A 4,843-nucleotide genomic window follows, 5' to 3' on the forward strand; every position below is an offset into this window, starting at 1 on the left:
ATATGTCTATCACTACTTCCTCATTTTCTAAGAATACCAAAAATAAAGGCAAAGTATCGTTGAAGAAATTTTGCAATTATCATTAAAGTTTACACCTTGGTGTAGCCTATTTTCGAACAAAATATTATTATCAAAAACTCATTATCAAAAATAGTAAAAATGGCTTTGATTAATGGAATGAGTTTTTGATAATCAGCTAAAAGAAAAAGATTGATTAGGCTTGATAGGTAACGATTTAATATATTCAATTGGATTACTTCAAGGGCAATAATCTATTTTTAAAAAATGAGGGAATAATGCGAAACCTATTACCCCTGCCATGGGATTAATTGTTCTACAAATTACAACGTTATTCTTATTTGTCCGTTCAACCACATAAATTGCGTTAGAGCCTACGTAGGGCAAATCAAGATGACTAATGTGGACTTAGACCGAGCTTTAAATAAAATCACAGTTGATTGCCTAACATTAATTGTTCTAATATTACCATGCCTTATTATCTATGGTACTCATGAAGAACATGGCGACTCAAACGCAGGCAGTATGTACGGTCTTTATATTTTTCCAGCAATTCCACTCATTATAATATCATTAGTTGTAGTCGCGATAAGTACATTTTATTTCAAACCTCGAAAAAGGTGGTTAAGTAGTTTGACCCCACTAATTTTTACCGTACCAGCAATTTGGTTAGATAAGAATTGGATTGAAATTCTATTAATAGTTGTATTAATTACGGTAATATATATTGCGTTTAAACCGATGGTAATGAGACTAATTCGCTGAAATTTTATATCTAAGTATGTCGGTATCGTCTGTAACCAAATAACGGTGCTTTCTCTGTCATTACTCACCAATGTTTATTTTACATTTCTTTCCAACCAAATACTAATTGTTTGAAGAGCTATAGGGGAAAAGGTTTCTTCCAATTCATGGTATTCTGAGGGACTGCACTTAACACAATTTTGAAACAGATGATTTAATCCGGATAATTGAACGATATCATACTGCTTTGACTTGCTTTTTGCCAAAGCCGACCTTATCCCTTCTAAATTTGCTCCTGCGTTTACTTGGACATCTTTGTTGCCATTAATTGCTAGTACCATACAATTCAACTTCTGCAAAGTTGATTGAGGATCATAGTTTATAAAATACTTAAGCCAATTTCCTTTCAACGCATTTAATTCATGCTTTACCTGCATATCTACAGCTGTCGAATCCCCACTTTTTAACCTTTTCAGTGTGCCCGGATCGAGGTTATTAAACATACTGTCTGTCTTGAACCTAATGTTTTTAACGGCAGTAGCCTGATCGTTGTTGTTCTTGCCTTCAGTCCAAACCGTATGTAGAAGGAATCCTTTTGCTTTAGCTTCAGCAACTGGCATACCCTCAGAAATGCCCCATGCTTCAGTCTGATGTTGCATTAGGTCAATGGTAGAAATTCCCGGTGCGGCAAGCATGATGATGAATTTAACATCTTTTCTCTCTGATGCTACAATCTGTGCAATCATCCCCCCTTCACTGTGCCCTAACAGACCCATTTTTTGTTTATTTATGCGTTTATGTTTTGCGAGAAAATTGATGCCTGCTTCCACGTCCTTTGCAAAGTCTAATGTGCTTGCCTGTTCGTAATTCCCTGTTGTTTTTCCAATACCTCGATCGTCAACTCGAAGGACTGCAAAACCCATTTTAGTAAGGTGATCAGCAATGACTGCAAATGGTTTGTGGCCAAATAACGTTTCGTCCCTATCCTGCTGGCCGCTACCTGTTATCAGAATTATTGCCGGATATTTGGCCGGAACGTTCGTCTCGGTTGAAAAGGCTATTTTCGGAAACGTAAGCGTACCACCATATCGAACACTCTGGTCATTGTTTGTAAAGTCGACTTCTTCTAATTCATAAGGATACGGTTTCATTGGCGTTTGCGGCCTTTTTTCCTTGACTACCCAGGCATGTTCACTCGTCTTTTTTAATGCAAGCGGTACGGATCCAAGACCTTGGAACCAAAGTCCATTAAGTTGCTGATAATCTTTATTCAATTGCCCTGTATACCTAATGTTAACGGCTGATAACAGAATAGACACACTATCCTCCTTTACAATGACATCACTGCACTTTAAATTAAAAACATTTTGGCTGGGACTGTCAAAACTTGCTGATAGTTTATCTGAAACATCCTTTGCGACATGAAATACTACCGGAATATGCTTACCCTGAATATCAAGCTCTCCCTCCCAGGTTCCCGTGATGTTTTGTGCTGATGCAGAGCAATTGAAAATGACTGCCATTAAGCAGAAAAAAGACTCTAACAATTTTTTCATGATTTTAATTAAATAAATTGATACCCGGAAAAGGTCTATTGATATGCTTGAATACTGCGTTTGGGATGTTGCTTAGTGATTTTCCAAATCCCTGAGAATTTCCTCAGCTTTATTTAGTGAGCGATTATATTTCTTAAATACCCAGCTCGCAAAATAGTAAAGGAAGGGAAATCCGACTGAATATATATACCAGATTGTAGCAGACTTGAATAAGTCTTTTCCGCTCATTAACTTACCCATCACCGGTAGTATGGCTACGAATAACAATGCACCAAGGCACATGCTTACCTTCTGGACGTTTATAAAATGTATCTTGCGTGTATTATGACCCGATAAAGCCTGCCTGTAATTGTTTGCAGCAATATTAGTGGACTGTATCTTAAAAAGAGCTCCGATGGAGAGCGTCGGAATCAGTATCAGCATCATTACGGAGACTATCCCGCAGATCATCAAATACCATGGCTCAAGTTTATTCATGCCGTTTACAATAAATAACAGTACAGCACAGCAGAAAACAGCTCCGGTAATTTCCGAAATTTTTATTTTCCTAATTTTATCCCTATACCTCATTTCAGTTATTTTAATAATTTTAGAATCTGTTAATTCTTTTTGGTTGCCAATGTTTGCGGACATTTCGCTCCATTGATTTTTTAGTTCTTCAAATTCCATAGCTTGCTTTATTTTAATTTATTTGTGATGTTAGTTTCTGTCTAATTCGGCCTAAACGGGTTCCAATATTTGTATTGGTGAAGCCTGTAATCATGGCAATCTCATCATAACTCTTTCCTTCCAGGTAAAGAAAGATGATCCCCCTTTCGATATCGTTCAGGTTTTTAATTCGGGCAAACAGAATGTCGTGGCGCTCTTGTTCAGATGCATCAATTATTTCTGGTCTATTCAGGAAGGATTCATCCATTGCAACGTGATGGGCTTTTTTTTTACCTTTGTCCAAATAGTGGATTCCGGTGTTTAGCGCAATCCGGTACATCCAGGTCGTAATTTTAGATTCATTCCGAAAAGATGGGTAGCTTTTCCATAACTGGTAAACGATGTCCTGATATAGGTCCTGCTCATCCTCGAAACTATTGGAATACATTTTGGCAACCTTGTAAATAAGACCTTGGTTCTCACGAATGACTTCGATAAACCTGCTTTTAGTATCATTCGAATTATAAAACATATCTAATAAGTATAGATGGTAGTACAAAAATCACAGGTAGCTACAGATTTTTTTTAGCCAAACTGAAGGGAGGCCTATGATGTGTTTTATTGATAAAGCTAGAAAGGATAAAAGAGGTCATAATTTTTCAATCATTATTTCGATGTTACAGTATCTAAGGTTGCTGGTAATTTAAAAATAGTGGTAATTCCCAAATCTTTCTCGCTATCGAAAAACGGTGGATATTCTAGATTCCGCTTTACACTTTGTAATTAACAACAGGGTGGCTGCTGCCACACTCTAATTAAAATTGTCTTTAATTCTTTATAAATCTGCCTAGAAGTGCTTTTGTCAACACGAACATAAATAACTGAATAATAAAAACTGGATAAAGATTCTGAGCATCCGCATATCTATATCCAAAACTTATAATTGAAACCGGAAAGGTAATTAGTAAGCCGAAAAGAGACCATTGGCCATAAAACAGGTCTTTAGGATAAACGGAGCAAACACTTAACGTCGCAAGAGCAACATAAACAAATGAAATTTGTGCAGCTTTTTGTTTTTTGCGGAAATAGTTAATCATGACATTGGTAAGCATATAGGAAGTTGACTAGGTAGATGTTTTGTAAATATATATTCATTAGAAGATAAAAAACAACAACTATCAAAAAAGGGTGGTGGCTGTTGCACAACTCGAATAAATGCAGATTTTGCTTTTACAAAATTGGTGAAATGCGTAAATTAAGGGTATGCAAGGCAGAAAGAATTATACCGAAAAGCTGTTCACCAGCTTCCAGCTCTCGAGCCGGGTTCCCAAGGAAAACCTGTATCGCAAACTCCGCGAAACGCTTGATCTGAGCTTTTTATACAAAGACACCAAAGAACTTTATGGCAAAACTGGCAACCCATCAATTGACCCGGTAGTTTTTTTTAAGCTACTGTTAACTGGTTACCTGGAAAACATAACCTCTGACCGCAAATTGGTGGAGCATTGCTCTATGCGGATGGACGTATTGTACTTCCTGGGGTTTGATATAGATGAAGAATTACCCTGGCATTCTACTATAAGCAGAACAAGACAGCTTTACCCAGCTTCCCTATTCGAGACTTTGTTTAACAAAGTGTTTACCTTATGTGTAAACAGCGGAATGGTGTCCGGCCATACGCAGGCAGTAGATTCAGCTCACATTAAAGCCAATGCATCAATGGAAAGTGTAGTGTTAAAACACCCGCTACCTCCATAGACCACCACTTGAAAAAAGTGGAAGAAGAGAATCAGGAAGTTAAAAAAAAGATTGACCCAACTTCTTCAGCAGCACATATTACTGCACCGGAGCATCAGTTAAGGCGAGTTAAGAAACAT

Annotated in this window: 4 protein-coding genes; 1 reads left to right on the plus strand and 3 read right to left on the minus strand. The window is 37.2% G+C overall.

Annotated features, from left to right (window positions below):
* Positions 1–857: 857 nt before the first annotated feature.
* From ACR2F7_RS03785 to ACR2F7_RS03795, 3 genes are all read right to left on the minus strand, one after another.
* Positions 858–2,318 carry an alpha/beta hydrolase family protein gene (locus tag ACR2F7_RS03785; RefSeq protein ID WP_432712260.1) on the minus strand — a complete coding sequence of 487 codons (1,461 nt, stop codon included), beginning with the start codon at positions 2,316–2,318 and terminating at the stop codon, positions 858–860.
* A 72-nt stretch (positions 2,319–2,390) separates the two neighbouring features.
* Positions 2,391–2,987 (minus strand): hypothetical protein, encoded by a 597-nt coding sequence (locus ACR2F7_RS03790; RefSeq protein WP_432712261.1) that lies wholly within the window; start codon positions 2,985–2,987, stop codon positions 2,391–2,393.
* Between the two features lie 13 nt (positions 2,988–3,000).
* Entirely contained in the window at positions 3,001–3,498 is a 498-nt protein-coding gene (locus tag ACR2F7_RS03795) for an RNA polymerase sigma factor (RefSeq protein ID WP_432712262.1), read from the minus strand.
* 731 nt (positions 3,499–4,229) lie between these two features.
* Between ACR2F7_RS03795 and ACR2F7_RS03800 the strand changes: the two genes are divergently transcribed.
* The gene (locus ACR2F7_RS03800) at positions 4,230–4,724 is read left to right on the plus strand and encodes a transposase (protein ID WP_432712263.1); all 495 of its coding nucleotides are present in this window, start codon (positions 4,230–4,232) and stop codon (positions 4,722–4,724) included.
* Positions 4,725–4,843: the final 119 nt, after the last annotated feature.

Source organism: Pedobacter sp. (assembly GCF_045628745.1).
Taxonomy (GTDB): Bacteria; Bacteroidota; Bacteroidia; order Sphingobacteriales; family Sphingobacteriaceae; genus Pedobacter.